Below are 16,625 nucleotides of genomic sequence, written 5' to 3' on the forward strand. Positions count from 1 at the left end.
CGTTCGACCGCCAAGGCCTGCTACGCGTATACGGACGCGACGCGGAGCATCACCCGAAGTCGATGCGAATTGGGGCGAAAGCGTGCTCGTGCTCCTGCTTCGTCATTCGTAATCGATTGTCGAGGACCGAGCCACGAGTACGATGACGACTCACGAAGAGTCGGTCGAGTGGGGAGATGCAGAGTAGCACGAAAGTGTGGGTACGCGGTACTTCAACCTAAGCTACGCATTCTCCGGAAGATGGTAGGCCAGCTTGCCGCCCTCGACTTTTACGATGCCCTGTTTCTGCAATGCATCCATCAAATCGTCAAGTTCCTGTTCGGCGAGTTCCTTTTTGAAGTGGGCTAGGATCGAGCTGCGGAGGGTTTTTAACGTGCGCGGCTTCGACGTTTTCCGGCGCGTGAGGTCCTTGATGACGCGGTCAATCGGATTGCCAGCGGCAGGGGCATGGCTCTGCTTGCGCACAGTAATGTCTGTGATGCCCGCGTAGCGTTTCACCGATACCTTCTTCGCTTTCAAATGTTGGATGAGCGGGTCGAACCCCGTGTCCTTCGAGATGATGTGGAACTGCGCCGTCGGATCGTGGTGCGACAACGCGCCGAGGTAATACGCGATGGAAAAATCGAGCGCGTTCTTGCCCGACTTCTCCAGCTTGATGTATTCGACCCCGCTGCCCAGCGCCTGCAGCGCCGACGCCATCTCGAGCGGAATCTTCGTCTGTTGCGGACCAACAAAGACGAGTACGCGGAAGGCGCCGTCCTTCAACCGATCAACCTGCTTCGGCTGGACGTTCTCGAAATCGATCAGGACGTAGTTCGTGTTCATTTGCCCTCTCACCTGCCTTTACGACAGCGTTGCCAACGGCCAATGTGGCCCCTCTGGTCGCTGTGCCTATGGCTACATATCGGTTCAATCTGCGCCATTTCCATTGCATTGTCAATTGAATATGGCCCAATTCGCGCCGGAGATATGAAGAATTCAGTGCAACACGATGGGCGAAGTAAGTAGAAGTGGTCAACGGAGATTCTGCCGGCGGCCAACGATTGGTAAAGTCACTGCTGCGTTGCTTCGGTTCGATTTCATAGTGTCTCCGATTACGAATATACTGGTCGAACGGGGCGGCGGCGCGCATTTCAGCTTTGGCGTGTTGTTGCGAGCGCGGATGGGGGTGCATGATGAATCGGGCATTTTGTACGGCTTTGTGTACGCTGGTCCTGCACGTTTGCTCGCTTCACGCAACAGCGAGCGAACCGGCGATACAGGCAGAACTCAATGGCCTTCGCATCGCAATCGACCCCGATTCCGGCGGCCTTCGCGAACTCGCGTACAACGGGATGACGTTTCTGAAGGCCGCACCCGCAAACGCATCCCTGATTGACGCGGCGTATCCCGGTACCGCATTCGATCCCCTACGCGTTGGCACGCGTCATTCCCGCGGCGCGCGCGTCGATGTCTCGAACGAGGGCGTTGTTATTGCGTGGGACGCACTCGGCGCGAGCCGCGAATTCAGCACGAACGGACCTGTCGCGGCGACAGTCACCATCAAGCCTGCCGCCGACGGTCGATCCATCAACTTATCCGCCACCGTCAGCAACCAGTCCGCGTTGCCCATTCCACAAGTGTTGTTTCCCGATCTCGATGGCCTGCAACCCTTCGCGGGGGAAGACGGGACCGAACTGCGCACGTGCGGGTTCGCAAAAAAGCCCTTCCTCGAGTTGAAAATGGCCGAAGACGACGGGCGCTGGTACGCGTCGCGCCGAAACTGGCTCGATTTGCAGTCGGGCGCATACGACAAGTCGATGGCCGCGCGCTGGCTGGACCTCGGGAGTCTTCAAGGCGGGTTCAGTCTGTTCCCGAGGCTGTGGAGTTGGGGGCCGCTCAACGACGCGGGCGAACCGGCGACAAACCATGTGTTGCTGCATTTGTCGCAACTCGACGGATCGCTGCGACTCATGTGCGAGCACAGGGTCACCATCGACCCGGGCGAAACGTGGACCAGCCCCGACTACGTGCTCACGCCGCATCGCCAGGGCTGGGCGAAGGGGATCGAGCCGTTCCGCGCGTGGATCGCGGAAAACGTCCAACGGCCCTATCCCCTTCCGGATCAACTGCGCGAAACACTCGGCTTTCGCACCGTCTGGATGGCGCAGCAATACGCAAACGCCGACCCCGCCGATCCGACGGTTGTCTGGCGTTTCAATGACCTGCCCGAACTGGCCGGGGAATGCCGCGATCATGGGCTGAACGAAATGGTCCTCTGGTTATGGCAACCGTGGGAGGTTCCCGATCGGCACTCGCCCGAACTCGGCACCGCCGAAGAGTTCGTCCGCGCGCGCGACGAGTGCCGTGCAAATGGCGTCAATGTTTCTCTGTTCGTCTCCGTAATGACCATGCTCGATCCCATCCCCGCGAAGTATGGTTGGACCGACGCCGCCGAGTTTTGGGGATACCACACCGACTACGTGCCGATGCTGCGCCCATACTATGGAAAGGCGTCACGCGGTTCGTTCGCGGACCAGTCGCACCCGGGATGGCAAAGCGACGTCACAGGAAGCTTGCTCAAACTCGTCGAAAACGATTGGACGTCGATCACCTGGGACCAGGCGCGTTACGCGCCAAACGAGCCAAACATCGAGACGATATTCCGTAAAGTGCGCACCGCTGCCAAGGCCCGAAACCCTGAATCGACTTTCGCCGCGGAAGACCTCAACAACCTCGACCTCGACAGCCGCTGGCTCGACTACACCTGGAACTGGGCGCTGTTTTCGGAAGACCTCGACTGGCGCGCGCTCGTCAACGCCTACCCCGCTCCGCGCTTCAACGTTAACGTGGGCACGTCACCGCGCGCCGTAAAGCGGCTGTTCATGGACCATCTCTTCCTGAACGTGATGCCGTCGAAACCCGAGGGCATCAACGGCTCCGCCCGCATCGCGGACTTTCCGGAACTCAGCCGCGCCCTCAAGACCTGCGCGACACTTCACGAAAAGTTCCGCAACCATTTCGAGAACGGTCTGCCCATTGGCGACTGTATCTTGTCCGAACCCTGCGCCAACGCGCGAGTCAACGCGTATGTGCTCCCCGAAAGCGTGTTGGTTATCGTAATGAATACCGGCGCGAAGAAAAGTGCGGTCACGCTTTCCATGGACGTGAGATCGTGGCTCGCATCCCAACCGGAACACTGCACAGTAACGACGTTCGACGAATCAGGAAGTCAACGGTCCGAACGCAACCGGCATGGTACCTCGTGGCGAGAGTCCATATCCGGCTTGCAGCGCGGCGAATTCGCGCTGCTGACTATCGATCCCCGGATGTAGGGACCGCGCTGGTTGTGACTCTCATTGTTGGGATGGGAAGGCAGACGTGAATCCAGTGCAATCGAGCAGAATCGGCGACATGTGCTACGATAAATGCCAAGAGATTCTGGAGTCTGCCAGATGCCGTACAAAGGCCATGTCGAAAATGGTGTCATCGTCCTGGACGAACCTACGCCCTTAAAAGAGGGTGAACGCGTCCGTGTCGATCCGGCCGATCCTGACACCGCGACGTCCGAGCAGCCCGGCGCGCCGCTCGCGACACGGTTGGCGAAAGTCATTGGCAAGGCGCGCGACTTGCCTGCGGATTGGGCAGAGAACCACGACAAGTACCTTCGGGATGCCCAGTGAGACAGGTATTTGCGGATACGTCATTCTATCAGGCGTTACTCAATCCCGCAGATTCATGGCATAGCCACGCGGTTCATTTTAGCGAACAGTTTTCCGAGACGATTGTTACAACCGAGCAGGTGCTGACAGAGCTTGGCGCACTCATGTCTCGCGGTCACTGGCGCCAAGTGTACGTCGATCTTATTCTGGAATTGCGCGCCGATCCTTTGACACGAATCGTTCCCGCGGCCAGTGAACATTTTTCCCGAGGGTTCGAATTATTCACCAAACGTCCCGACAAATATTGGTCAATAACGGACTGCATTTCCTTTTCCATCATGCACCAAATGAAGATTGACACCGCATTAACGTGTGACAAACACTTCGAGCAAGCCGGTTTTCAAAACGTGCTGATGGACTGAATCTTCAATTCACTTGGACAGTCCCGTAGACGCGCCGACGTGTCGGTGGCTGTCAACCCCCGGTTCATTGAATCGCTACCGGGCGGCGAGTAGGATCGCGTACGCACGCCAGCCGGCGTGTTGTGCGCACCCTTTACCGCAGGAGATCCGCCCGTGGCCGTTTCCATTTCCGCCGCCGACAGCGCCGTTGCCGCGTACCTTGCCAAGACCGATCCAGACCGTGTTCATCCCGGGTTCCTGGCGTACATCGCGAACCTGCAGCAGGTTGCGGGCGTCGCGCCGGAAATCGCGCGCGGCATCGTGCAGGAGTTGGCCGACCAGCGCGCCTACCTGAAACTAATCGCGAGCGAGAACTACTGCTCGCTGGCGACGCAGGCGGCGATGGGCAACCTCCTCACCGACAAGTATGCCGAAGGCTTCCCCGGCACGCGCTTCTACGAAGGCTGCGACAACATCGACACGATCGAGTCCTACGCGTGCGCGCAGGCCTGCAAACTGTTCGGCTGCGACCACGCCTACGTGCAGGCGCACAGCGGCGCAGACGCGAACATGGTTGCGTTTTGGGCGATTGTGCAGGCGCGCGTGACCGTGCCGAAACTGGCCGAACTTAACGTGAAAGATCCCGGCGCGCTGTCGCACGAGGACTGGGAACGCATCCGCCAGGCGATGGGCAATCAGCGCCTGCTCGGGCTCAACCTCGCCGCGGGCGGGCACCTCACCCACGGCTACCGGCACAACGTGTCGGGGAAGATGTTCGAGGCGTTCAGTTATGGCGTGCACCCCGAGACACACCTGCTCGATTACGACGCCATCGAAAAGCAGGCGCGCGAGGTGAAACCGCTCATCCTGCTCGCGGGCTACAGCGCGTATCCGCGCGTGATCGATTTCAAGCGCATGCGCGCGATCGCCGACGCGGTCGGCGCGGTACTCATGGTGGACATGGCGCACTTTGCCGGCCTTGTCGCGGGCGGTGTGTTCACCGGCGACTACAGCCCCTTCCCGCACGCGCACATCGTTACCTCTACGACACACAAGACGTTGCGCGGGCCGCGCGGCGGTGTGGTCCTGTCCACGAAGGAGTTTGCGGAGTACGTAGACAAAGGGTGCCCGATGGTGCTTGGCGGTCCCCTCTCGCACATCATGGCCGCGAAGGGCATCGCGTTCACCGAAGCGAATACGCCCGCGTTCAAGACCTATGCGCACAAGATTGTCGAGAACGCGAAGACACTCGCGGAATCGTGCGTCCGCGAAGGCATGAAAGTCATCTCCGGCGGCACGGACAACCACCTGCTGTTAATCGATGTCGCTTCGACGTTCGGGCTTACCGGGCGCCAGGCCGCGGGCGCGTTGCGCGAGTGCGGGATCACGCTGAACAAGAACACCATCCCCTTCGATCAGAACACACCGCTCGTCACGAGCGGGCTACGCCTCGGCACGCCCGCCGTCACTACGCTTGGCATGGGCAAAGACGAGATGAAAGAAATCGCGGCAATCATCAAACTCGCGCTCGCAAATACGAAAGCCGGTGTTGTCGAATCGGGCGCGAACGCGGGCAAACCGAGCAAGATCAATTACTCGATCGAGTCGAAAGCGCTCGACGCCGCGAAGGCGCGCGTAAAGGAATTGCTCGACCGCTATCCCGTGTACCCGGAACTCGATCTCGCATTCTTGCAGGAACACTTCGTATAAAAAGATTGTGGGCGGTCCCGGCGCAGTCTTGGGAGGGAACTGAATGCGCGCACTGTGTCTCGCCGTCATCACGCTTTTTTCATTCGGCGCCGCCATCGCCGACGAATGGTGGAACGCCGACTGGAGAGTCCGCCACCGCATCGACATCAACGCCGATCTCATCACCTCCGATCTCGAGAACTTTCCCGTTCGCATCGCCTTACTCGCGCCGGACTGCAAGCACGATCCCTCCACCGAAGGACGCGACGTGCGCGTGGTGGACAGCAACGGCAATCTGATCGACATCGAGATTGCGAGTTGGACCGCGGACGGCATCGAACTGTACGTGCGCGTTCCGGCGATTAAGGCGGGCCAACCGAAACAACGCCTTTACCTTTATTACGGCAATCCCAATGCGCCCGCACTTCCCGCTGCCGGAGTGTGGGACGATTCGTACCGCGCCGTGCTTCACCTGCGCAACGATGCGAATGACGCATCCGGGAAGAACGCGGTCGTCACCGCGGAAGGCAGCGTCGCACTCGAACAGAGCGGCGCCCAATTCACTGAACAGCCCGGCTATTTGAACGTGGCGCCCGAAGCATTGGCAGGTATCGGCGAGCAACTCACGATCGCCATGCGCTTCCGCATGGTCGAAAACCCCGGCCTGCAAAATCTCGCGTCGGGGCGCAAAACGGAAGGCCCCGAGGAGTGGTTTAACTTCGGCATCAAGACGCCGAACATCGTCCACACCAACGCCACCAGCGAGGGCAAGCGCGCCGCGGAAATGAATTCCTCGGGCATCGCGCCAGGCGAATGGCACTCCGCCGTCATCCGCTACGACGCGCGCGTTCGGTCGCGCACGATTTGCATCGACGGCACGGTGTTCGAGCGCGACGAAGCGCTCACGGGCCCGCTCCGAATTAACGAACTCCGCATCGGCCGGGGCGTGCTCCACTTCGAGCCGTGGCAATTCCACGGCACGATAGACGAGGTGCGCATCGCCGCTGTCGCGCGATCGGATTCGTGGTTGAAGGCGGAGGCTGGCAGCCTCGCGGAGTCTAACGTCTTGGCGCCTGTCGGAGAGGCCCAGCGTTACGGAGAAGCCGAGCCGCCGCCGGCGGCATTTCGCCTGGTAGGGCCCCAAGACGGCACGGAATGGCGAAAACGTGGGCCGATCGTCTTATCGTGGTCACCGAGTGTTGGCGCGGAGTCCTACACGCTACGACTCACCTCGAACCGAAATGGCGAATCGAGAACGGACTCGTATACCGGGCTGCGTGGGACCTCCTTCATACTGCATCGCGGGATTGAACCCTCTAGCGGAAAACAGAGCCTTGCCGAAGGCTACTTGAACTCCTCCAACGTCACGGAGCTTGGTTGGTCCGTCGAGGCGATCGGCAACGGCGGATCGACGAAGTCCAGCGAGAGTCGCCGCCTCGCGGTGTACGCGTGGAAAGACGCTCTTGGCACGCATCCACCGGCCGATGCGGCGCAACCGGCGCTCAAACGAGCAACGGCGACGGAGTACGACTTGCGCGGTTATCTTCGCACACGCATCGACAACGCCATCGATGAATACCTCATCAGCACGCCGACGACAAGTCCGGCAATCCTCCAGGTCTTGCGCGACCGCGACAAGGCGCCCTTGCGCGAACCCCTTGTGCCATGGGCGGGTGAGTTCGCGGGCAAGTACCTTACCGCCGCGCAACTCACGTGGCGGCTCACGCGCGACGAAGAATTGAAGGCGGTTATCGATCGATTTGTGAAAGATTTGGTCGCCTGTCAACAAGAGGACGGCTATCTCGGTCCATTTCCGAAGTCCTCTCGCATCACCGGCGGCAACTGGGACGTGTGGGGGCACTACCATTGCATGCTCGGCCTGATGCTCTACTACGAAGACACGCAGTACGAGCCCGCGCTTGACGCGTGCGAGAAGGCCGCGGATCTGTTATTCGAAACCTTCGGCCCCGGCGGGCCTTCGCTCATTAACGACGGCGGTGGCGGACAGATGAACATGGCCGTGTGCCACGGACTGGTCCTGCTCTACAAGAAAACCGGCGTCGACCGCTATCTCGAGTTGGCGAAGTACATCGTGCACGAAGCGTGGAACGACGCGGGCGCGGGGCGCTACCTCGAATCGGCGCTTGCGGGCAAACCGATCACGGAGTTTCCGCAACACCGGTGGGAGGCGATCCACGATTGGCAGGCGCTGCCCGAGTTGTACTGGCTTACTGGCGACGAGCAGTACAAGAAAGCTTTCGAGCACATGTGGTGGAGCGCGGTGAAGGGCGACCGGCACAATACCGGCGGTCTAACCTCCGGCGAGGGATTTGTCGGCTCGCCGTTCAATACCGGCGCGATCGAAACGTGCTGCACCGTTGCGTGGCTCGCGATGTCCATCGACATGCTGCGGCTCACCGGCGATTCGCGCGTCGCCGATGAGATCGAACTCAGCACGCTGAACAGCGCGCTCGGCGCGATTCCCTACGGCGGGCGCAGTTGCGCGTATAACGTGCCCATGAACGGCACACGCCTCTTCGGTGTCGAACTCCACTGGCAAGCGCCGAAGGGCGGCCCCGATCTCAATTGCTGTTCCGTCAACGCCAACCGCCCGCTCGGCATGATCTCGGAGTGGGCGCTGATGGAGAAGGACGGCGGCCTCGCGATCAACTTCTACGGCCCATGCACAATGAAGGCAACTCTTGCATCCGGTAACCGCGTTACCATCGAGCAGGACACGCAGTATCCCGCGGACGGCAAGGTCACGCTCAAACTGACGCTCGACAGACCGGAATCGTTTCCGCTGGCGGTGCGCGTGCCGCGTTGGTCGAAGCATTTCTCGATGATCGTGAACAATGAACCAACCCGCCGGATTTACAACCCAGGGCAATATTCCGGCGAAGTCCGCGAATGGAAATCCGGTGACGTCATCGAGCTCGAGTTCGATTTCACGCCACACTTCTGGGCGGGGCAGGAATCGTTTGCGAATACCGTCTCGTTCTATCGCGGTCCGATTCTCTATGCCTACGACGCGCGGTACAACACGCTCAATCCGAGCGAACTGCCCAAGATCGATCCCGCGACGGCACAATTTACGCCCGGCACGTTTGACGGCGACGCCATCCCGCCGTGGATTTACGGCACGATCAACGCGGCTGACGGCACGCCGATTCACGTTGTCGATCTATCGAGCGCCGGCCAGACCGGCAACCAATACGTTACATGGCTACGCGCGACCGCGCCGCCGGTTAGCGAAGTGATACCGTACTCCGCAGACGCGCAATAGGGTCGCGCATCGAGTACGTTAACGAAGAAAGGTTGTCCTACCATGCCAAAAGCTGCATTGCTGGTGATGGGTGTTTGTATTGCTTTTGTGTCGTTCGCAGAACCCGCGAAAGAAATGAACGGACTTCCGCTCGTATTCTCCGAAGACTTCGAGAAGGGCGCGGATAGATGGACGCAGACCGATCCCGCCGCGTGGAAGATCGTCGAAGAAGACGGTAAGCACGTCTACTCACAGCACCAGCAGAGCAATTACAAACCGGAAGTGCGTTCGCCGGTGAACATCGCGCGCGTGAAAGACCTCGACGTAAGCGATTTCGTCGTCGAAGCGCGCATGAAGCAAACCGGCAGGGAATACGGCCACCGCGACATGTGCATCTTCTTCGGCTACCAGGACGCCAGCCATTTCTACTACGTCCATCTCGCAACGAAGGCCGACGAGCATGCGAACTCGATCTTCCTCGTGAACGGCGCGCCACGCGTGTCCATCGCGCAGGAACGCACGCAGGGCACCGACTGGGGAACGGACTACCAGACCGTTCGCATCGTGCGCGACACCAAGGAAGGCACCATTCTCGTATATTTCAATGACATGACCAAACCCGTCATGAAGGCGACCGACAAGACCTTTATCCACGGCGGCATCGGTTTCGGCACCTTCGACGATACGGGCAGCATCGACGACGTGCGCGTCTGGGGCAAGGCGACCGAGAAGTCTCCGAAATAGCCGGCAGGGCGGTATTGGACTCGGGCGATTGCTCGCATCCGCGAGTGATCCGGCGGATTCCGTACTGCACGGATTTGACGCGAGATGCGCCAGAATCGTGATATTATTTGCCCATTCGACCGTGGAACAGAGGAGCTTCCCCCATGCTTACCGCGAGCCAGTTGGCGCAGTTCAATGAAGACGGGTACGTGATCGTCAATCAGTTGTTCGACGCGGAGGAGACGGAACTGTTGCGGACGGCCGCGCGGCAGGACCCGGCGATCGCGCAGAAGGCGCTCGAGCGCGAGGACGGCGAGGGCGGCAGGAGCAAAATCACCCTGTGGAACGACGAGAACGAGGGCGTGCTCAGCATGTACTCGAGGTGCGAGCGGATGGCGACTTCCGCGGAACAGATTCTCGGCGGCGAGGTGTATCACTGGCACTCGAAGATGATGCAGAAGGAGCCGTTCGTCGGCGGCGCGTGGATATGGCACCAGGACTACGGGTACTGGTACAACGACACGTGCCTGTTTCCGCTGCTGGTGAGCTGCTTCATCGCGATCGACCCGTCCACAATGGAGAACGGGTGTTTGCAGGTGCTGAAAGGATCGCACCACCTCGGGCGCATCGATCACATCCGCGTGGGGCAGCAGACCGGCGCGGACCCGGAACGGTGCAGCGCGGCGGAAAAGGTGTGCCCGCTCGAATTCGTGACGATGGAGCCGGGCGACGCCCTGTGGTTCCACTCGAACCTGCTCCACCGGTCCGATCAGAACACGTCGCCGAACCCGCGCTGGGCCCTTATCTGCTGTTACAACGCCAAGCGCAACAGCCCCTACGGCAAGTCCAGCCACCCCGCCTACACGCCGATGAAGCGCGTCCGCGACTCCGCGATAAAGGAGACCGGGCTGAAATGGCTGGGCGCGGCGACGGATTTCCTGAAGTAGGGGCCAAGGGCCTCGCGATCATGGTTCGATTGCGCAAAACAGGAGAGGCGCCGGGGCCTATGGGGTACAGGCATAGGGCCAGCGCCTCTCGTAACCTTCGATAGAATGCGCTACGCGGCGGGAACGACCTCCATGTGCTTCTCGTTGCGCGCGTTTGTCCGGCGGTACAACTCGCCAAACGCCGCGTCGGCGCAGGTCGGGCAGTAGCCATGGCTGATGGCCGTCTCGTGCGGATCGACCGGCTTCGCCAGAACGAACCAGTGGCCGTCCGCGCGGACCTTATCGCATACACAACATTGAACAATCATCGTCACATCCTCCCGGGTTCCGTCCCGAGTTCTGCTGGGTAGAAGCATGGCGCATGCCAAAATCCCCGCAAAATCCGCAGATTGATGTAAATGACTGATATGATAAAGCTTGGCCACGTGGATATTCTTGCCACGGTATACTGGAATCGCCGTTTTGTTGCGCACGTGCGGTATTTATTGCCGGGCGGCGAGCCAATCCGACGCCAAACTTTATTCAGGGTGACGGGAATTTGGCGATTGCTGAACGCCAAGGCATTACAGATTTAGCAGTTAGACGCGACAGGGGTTGACACAAATTGCGCGGAAGTGCCCGAATGCGTTAGGCTAAGGGCGAAGGAGCCTCCCTTGATCGAAGTCGGCGGATTGACAAAGGTTTACGGCAGCATTACGGCTGTTCGTGACCTGTCGTTCCGTGTCGAACTGGGGGAGATTATCGGCTTCCTGGGGCCGAACGGCGCCGGCAAGAGCACAACGATGCGGATTCTGACCGGGTTCACCCCGGCCACGAGCGGCGTCGCGAAGGTCGCCGGCTTTCATATCGAAGACCACCCCATCGAGGTGAAGCGCCGGGTCGGATACATGCCGGAAAACGTCCCCGCCTACGGCGAGATGCTGGTGAATTCGTTCTTGCGGTACGTGGCGACGGTGAAGGCGGTGCCGCGCGGCGAAGTGCAGAAGGAAGTCGAGCGCGTGATGGAGCGCGCGGGGCTGCGCGACATGGCGAACCGGATCGTGCGCAACCTCTCGAAGGGCTATCGGCAACGGCTGGGTCTCGCACAGGCGCTCATCGGCAATCCGCCGGTACTGATTCTCGACGAACCGACGTCGGGGCTCGATCCGAAACAGATCGTCGATATACGCGCGCTGATCAAAGGGCTCGCGCCGGAGCACACGGTTCTGTTGAGCACGCACATCCTCCCGGAAGTGAGCATGGTGTGCGAGCGCGTGATCATCATTAACCGCGGGCAGATCGTCGCGCAGGACACGATGCACAACCTCACCGGTGGCGACGTGGAATCGCTCGAGGTCGAGGCGCTCGGCGTGACGGAAACGATCGTTGCGCGGCTCAAGGGCGTCGACGGAATTTCGTCTGTCGAAACGCTTGGCGGCGGACGGTACCGCGTATTGTCGCCGCGTGGAAAGGACGTGCGCGGCGCAATTGTGCAGGCGCTCGCGGACGCGGAGTGTTCGCTCGTGGGCGTGCAGCGGAAAGGGCGGACGCTCGAAGACGTGTTCGTCGAGGCCGTCGCGGCGGACCGAGGTAGCGTCGAATGAGAAGCACGTTTGCCGTATGCCGCCGCGAACTGTCGAGCTTCTTCACGACGCCGGTGGGATACGTTATCCTCGGCACTTTCACGGCAATCTCCGGAATGGCCTTCGCGGCGACGTTCATCCTGTTTTGCCGCATCACGGTGTCGCCGACCGAATACGCGTACGAAGGCATACCGAAACTCGAAGAGTTGATGCTCAGCCCCTACCTCGTCTTTTGCGGCCAATTGATCATGTTCATCGGTCCGCTCATCACGATGCGCTTGCTCGCGGAGGAGCGCAGCCGCGGCACGATGGAGTTGCTGCTCACCTATCCCCTGCGCGACCGCGAGATCATTCTCGGAAAGTATTTCGCGGCATTGGGAATCGTCATTACGCTGATCGCCGTCGTCGGCGCGCACATGGCGATGGTGGCGTACTACACCGACGTCGAGCCGGCGGTACTCGTCTTCGGTCTAATCTCGTTGTTCCTGATGAGCGCGGCGTTCATGAGCCTTGGGTTATTCGTCTCCGCATTGGCGCGATCCCCGGTGACGGCGGGCGTGCTGACTTTCGCGCTCTGGTTCATTTCGTACGTGCTCGGCACTTACGGCAAAGACCTGCCGGCGACGTTGAACGCGCCGTGGGGCGAAACTGCCACGCGGGGCGTGAACTTCTTCTGGGGCATCTTCCGCCAGCTCGTCATTGAATTGCCGCTCGACCGGCATTGCGAACAAATGGCGCAGGGCATCGTACGCCCGCAGGACATCGCGTACTACATCCTGTTCGTTGCGTTCTTCCTGTTCCTGACCTTCCGCGCGCTCGAATCGCGCCGGTGGAGGGCCTAGGCATGGGAAAGGTACGCGCGATAACCGGCGTTGGCGCGCTCCTGCTGTTCATCCTTGCGATGAATGTCGTCGCGATCCGGCGCGACGCGTTTACGGCCGCCGTGCTGTGGCCGCTGGCCGGCGCGGTCGTGCTGGGCCTGCTGAGTCTCGCTCTCGCCCTTGTGGACCGCGCGGGCAAGGGCGCGGCGGAGCGAAAAACGTCGAGCCTCGGCGGTGTGTTCGCGTCGTTCACGTTCCTCGGCATCTGCATTGTGCTATATGCCTTTGTCAGCCGATGGGACCAGGCGTGGGACCTGACGGAGGAGGGCCGCGTGGACCTTGCGCCGCAGACCGTGCAGGTCTTGCAGGGGTTGACACAAGACGTTACCGCCTACGGGTTGTTTAACACCGATATCCCTTCCGATCAGCGCGAACTCGAGGTGGCGCGCGAAAAGGCGCGGCTGTTTCTCGACAAGTGCGCGAAGCTGACGCCGCATTTGTCCGTCGAGTTCATCGATCCGCAGGTCGAGCGCGCGCGGTTGCAGGCGTTGGGTATGACCTACGCGGACCCGCGCGGAACCGTTGCGCTGAAAGCGGGGTCGCGCACGCGCACGATACCGCTCGGCGGCGGCAAAGCGCAGCCGCGTCTCGAAGAGCGCGACTTCACGAACACGCTGATCAACATCATGCAAGAGGCCCAACCGAAGATCGGATTCCTCGCGGGGCACGGCGAAGCCGACATCACAAGGCCCGAGATGAAAGGGCTTTCGCAGTTCCTGGCCGGTGAAGGCTACGTCGCGGAGAGCTTGGCGATTCGTCCCGGCGAAGGCGGGATTGAAGGCGACTACGATCTCGTTGTGATTAATGGATTGAACGCCGAAGTGGGTGGCGATCTGACGCTCGACGAATTGGCCGCGCTGGATGCCTTCGTCATGAGTGGCGGGCGCGTGATGGTGCTGGCCGATCCGCAGTTCGCCGATGTGCCGGGCACTCCTCGAAAACGGATATTGGACTGGTTACAGCAGCGGTTCGGAATTGTCGTCGGCGACGATCTGATCGTATCGCGCGTTGACGATCGCCTTGGGAGAGTCTCGCTGATGTCCGATGCGGACGCGACGAGCGTGTTCCGGCAGGTCCCGGTGCCGGACGTGGACTTCGCCGGATGTTATGAACAGAGCAATCCAATTACCCGCAATTTTAACAAGATGATTCAGCTTGAAGCCGCGCGCTCCGTGACATTGGCCGATACGCTCCCCGATCGAGTGACCGGCAACGTGATCGCGCGCACGCTGCCATACTGCTTCGCGGAAACGAATCTGTTGGCGTTGAAGCAAGGAGCGGCGCCTACGCTCGATCCACATGAAAAATCGGGGTCCATCGGCGTGGCTGCCGCGGTGACGCTGCAGACGGAAATACCTATCGGCGACTCGGGACAGATGAAGGCGGCGCGTGCCGTTGTTGTGGGCGATACGGATTTCATCAAAGGCGATTCCCTGGTGTTGGGAGGTCACCTGAATTTCATCATGAACGCGATCGCGTGGCTGACCGAGCGCGAACAACTAATCGCCATGCGGCCCACCGGAAAAGAAAACCAGCCGATTCCGCTGACGCCGGCGGACGAGACCGCCATCGCGTGGATCGCGGGCATGGGCGTCGTGCAAATCGTCCTGATCGCGTCGCTCGTCGTGTATTTCATGCGGAGGCGCTACGCGTGAAGATGCGTACGAACATCGTCCTGCTTGCAGTGTTGCTCGCATTGTGCGCGGGCTACTGGTTCATGGTGCGTAGCGGGGAAGAGCGCAAGGCCGCGGTGATCGAGGCCAAGAAGCTCTTTTCGTTTGCGCCCGCCGACGTAACGAGCATCACAATCCAGCGGGAAGCCGAGCGCGCAACCACCGGCGCGCGTGGCGAGGGCGGAGCGTGGCGCGTGACGGCCCCGCTCGAAGTACCGGCGAACGCGATGATCTGGGAACGCGTCGCGAAGAACATCGCCGAGTTGTCGAACCAGCGTCCCGTCGAGGACGAGCCGAAAGACCTCGCTGTATACAAGTTGAGCGAACCGCGCCTGAAAGTGACCGCCGAAATCAAGGGCGGCGAGAAGATTGGCGTGCGGTTCGGCGAGATGGACCCCACGCAAAAATTTCGGTACGCGCAACTCGGCGACGGCGCAGTGTTTCTCGTCAGCCCGGACCAGTTCTTCGAACTCGACCGGGACCTGACGTGGCTGCGTGACGTCGAACTGTTTAACGAAGGCGACGCGGGAATCACCTATGTCGAGTTCACCCCCATGCGCGTGAAGCCCGGAACGCAAGGCGAGAACGCGGAGGTGCAGACGGCGATCTCCGTCATTGCCGAGAAGGACGCCGCGGGAACGTGGTCGATTGTTGCGCCGCACCCGGGCACGGCCGATCAGGCGATGCTCAGCCAACTCGCGACCGACCTGCAGTTCGCGCGCGGGCGCGATTACATCGACGCGCCGGAAAGCCTGAAGGACTACAAGCTCGATCCACCCATGGCGCGCGTGCGCGTGCGCAGCGGGCCTGCCGGCGAGATGCAAACGGCGCTCTTCGGCGGGTTCGAGCCGTCGAGCAAAGAAAACGCGGGCGTGTACGTGATGCAGGAGGGGCGTCCGTCGGTGTTTGTTGTCGATGCGCACATCGTGAACGGGTTCCCGCAATCGGGCCCGGACGCGTGGCGCGAGAAGCGGCTCATTACGAAACAGGGCAGCGATATTACATCGATCAAGTATCAGGCGGGCCCGCAGCAGTTCCTGCTTGTGAAAGAAGAGGAAGGCGGGTGGAAACTGAAGGAGCCGCAGGAAGAGGCGACGGACCAGGCCGCGGTATCTCGGTTCATCGGCGACATGCTCGAGATGAAAGGCAGCTCGACGTTCGCAGAGCGAAAGCCGGATTTCGGTTTCGACGTGCCGGCAATACGAATCGGGCTGACGTACAAAGACGTCGATACGCCCGCGGAGATTCTTGTCGGCGCGGCAATGCCGAACTCGGATCGGTATTACGTCACGCAGGATTCGGGCGTGGCGACTACGCTCGATAATCTTTCCGCGGAGAAGTTGGCGAAAGCGCCGAAGGACTTCATGGCGCGCGGGCTGATGTCGTTCAAGAAGAACGCGGTGCGCGAGATGCGATTGACCTTGGACGACGTGTCGTACGTGTTCGTGCGCGGCGAGCAGGCGTGGAAAATTCTCGAGCCCGCGGGCAAGGTCTGGGAAAGCCAGGACGATATGCAGGGCCTGATCGACGTGTTTTCGAACTTCAGCGCGGAATCCGTCGACGCCGCGGCAGCGCCGGAAGACCTGTCGGTGTTCGGGCTGGATAAGCCGACGCTTACGGTGTCGGCGACGGCCCAGGAGGAAGGTGCGAGCGAGCCGGCGACGATTGGGCCGGTATCGATCGGAAAACTGTGCCCGGACGACGACCACTTGCGGTACGCAATGGTTTCGGGACGCCCGCAGGTGTACCGTGTGAAGCAATTGCCTGTGAGCGCAGTGCGGAGTGCACTGCGCGGGGTCGTGGGTCAGTAGCCGCGCAGTTTCTTGATGGGAGCAATGGGAGA

General features: G+C 60.9%; 13 protein-coding genes. 11 read left to right on the forward strand and 2 right to left on the reverse strand.

The features are described from left to right. Positions 1–222: 222 nt before the first annotated feature. Complete coding sequence (locus tag HUU46_03410) at positions 223–825, reverse strand: NYN domain-containing protein (protein NUM52670.1); 603 nt, start codon at positions 823–825, stop codon at positions 223–225. Positions 826–1,172: 347 nt separating this feature from the next. Here HUU46_03410 and HUU46_03415 point away from each other — a divergent pair, with 347 nt between their 5' ends. From HUU46_03415 to HUU46_03445, 7 genes are all read left to right on the forward strand, one after another. Next, complete coding sequence (locus HUU46_03415; GenBank protein ID NUM52671.1) at positions 1,173–3,314, forward strand: hypothetical protein; 2,142 nt, start codon at positions 1,173–1,175, stop codon at positions 3,312–3,314. A 120-nt stretch (positions 3,315–3,434) separates the two neighbouring features. Beyond that, a complete protein-coding gene (locus HUU46_03420; GenBank protein ID NUM52672.1) occupies positions 3,435–3,662 on the forward strand; it encodes a hypothetical protein in 228 nt (75 codons plus the stop codon). Next, positions 3,659–4,063, forward strand: a complete 405-nt coding sequence (locus HUU46_03425; protein NUM52673.1) for a type II toxin-antitoxin system VapC family toxin — start codon at positions 3,659–3,661, stop codon at positions 4,061–4,063. Before HUU46_03420 ends, HUU46_03425 begins: the two co-directional genes overlap by 4 nt. A gap of 165 nt (positions 4,064–4,228) precedes the next feature. After that, positions 4,229–5,752 carry a glycine hydroxymethyltransferase gene (locus tag HUU46_03430; protein NUM52674.1) on the forward strand — a complete coding sequence of 508 codons (1,524 nt, stop codon included), beginning with the start codon at positions 4,229–4,231 and terminating at the stop codon, positions 5,750–5,752. 43 nt (positions 5,753–5,795) lie between these two features. Further along, positions 5,796–9,017, forward strand: a complete 3,222-nt coding sequence (locus HUU46_03435; GenBank protein ID NUM52675.1) for a DUF2341 domain-containing protein — start codon at positions 5,796–5,798, stop codon at positions 9,015–9,017. A gap of 42 nt (positions 9,018–9,059) precedes the next feature. Continuing rightward, a complete protein-coding gene (locus HUU46_03440; GenBank protein NUM52676.1) occupies positions 9,060–9,740 on the forward strand; it encodes a hypothetical protein in 681 nt (226 codons plus the stop codon). Between the two features lie 143 nt (positions 9,741–9,883). After that, a complete protein-coding gene (locus HUU46_03445) occupies positions 9,884–10,666 on the forward strand; it encodes a phytanoyl-CoA dioxygenase family protein (protein ID NUM52677.1) in 783 nt (260 codons plus the stop codon). 110 nt (positions 10,667–10,776) lie between these two features. On the opposite strand, the gene HUU46_03450 is transcribed toward HUU46_03445, so the two are convergent. Then, positions 10,777–10,974 carry a hypothetical protein gene (locus HUU46_03450; GenBank protein NUM52678.1) on the reverse strand — a complete coding sequence of 66 codons (198 nt, stop codon included), beginning with the start codon at positions 10,972–10,974 and terminating at the stop codon, positions 10,777–10,779. Between the two features lie 345 nt (positions 10,975–11,319). On the opposite strand from HUU46_03450, the gene HUU46_03455 reads away from it, so the two are divergent. Genes HUU46_03455 through HUU46_03470 form a run of 4 tightly spaced genes read left to right on the forward strand, consistent with a single transcriptional unit; the run spans position 11,320 to position 16,593 of the window. Next, complete coding sequence (locus HUU46_03455; GenBank protein ID NUM52679.1) at positions 11,320–12,249, forward strand: ATP-binding cassette domain-containing protein; 930 nt, start codon at positions 11,320–11,322, stop codon at positions 12,247–12,249. Then, entirely contained in the window at positions 12,246–13,070 is an 825-nt protein-coding gene (locus HUU46_03460; protein NUM52680.1) for an ABC transporter permease subunit, read from the forward strand. The genes HUU46_03455 and HUU46_03460 overlap by 4 nt, the downstream gene beginning before the upstream one ends. Before the next feature lie 2 nt (positions 13,071–13,072). After that, the gene (locus HUU46_03465; GenBank protein NUM52681.1) at positions 13,073–14,764 is read left to right on the forward strand and encodes a GldG family protein; all 1,692 of its coding nucleotides are present in this window, start codon (positions 13,073–13,075) and stop codon (positions 14,762–14,764) included. Then, positions 14,761–16,593 carry a DUF4340 domain-containing protein gene (locus HUU46_03470; protein NUM52682.1) on the forward strand — a complete coding sequence of 611 codons (1,833 nt, stop codon included), beginning with the start codon at positions 14,761–14,763 and terminating at the stop codon, positions 16,591–16,593. Before HUU46_03465 ends, HUU46_03470 begins: the two co-directional genes overlap by 4 nt. The last annotated feature ends 32 nt before the right edge of the window (positions 16,594–16,625 follow it).

It is taken from the genome of Candidatus Hydrogenedentota bacterium (assembly GCA_013359265.1).
GTDB lineage: Bacteria > Hydrogenedentota > Hydrogenedentia > Hydrogenedentales > SLHB01 > JABWCD01.